The following is a 289-nucleotide window of genomic DNA, read 5'->3' as shown; positions in this document are numbered from 1 at the left end:
CAGTGCATGCGACTCGCGTACCGTCATATCGTTGAGCAGGACGCGGCGGATGCCCTCCGTAACCTCGTCCAGCGCAAGCCGCCACGTGCTCTGCGGCTTTTCCTCGTCGCCGTACTCATCCACCGTCAGCACGCGCGGGGGCGTGTAGCCGTGTTCGTCGGCTTCTGCGTATTCTTCGGCCGTGACCCCGGCCCATTCGGAACACTCGTATTGCGCGCGATCCATCAGGCTGTAGACGAGTGCATGCGGAATGTCGAGCGTGAGTGAAACCAGTTTCGTACTCATTTCA

The 289-nt window shown here is 60.9% G+C and carries 1 protein-coding gene; it reads right to left on the bottom strand.

The genetic code is table 11. The annotated features are described in order from the left end of the window. Positions 1-289, bottom strand: a 289-nt coding sequence (locus tag AC1RPJ_RS08095) for a hypothetical protein (protein WP_481762895.1), incomplete at both ends; no start/stop codon positions are given.

Source organism: Dellaglioa sp. CoH-57-MRSF-17 (assembly GCF_056782015.1).
The sequence above is the reverse complement of the archived record's forward strand: the minus strand, read 5'-3'. Positions and strand labels throughout refer to the sequence as shown.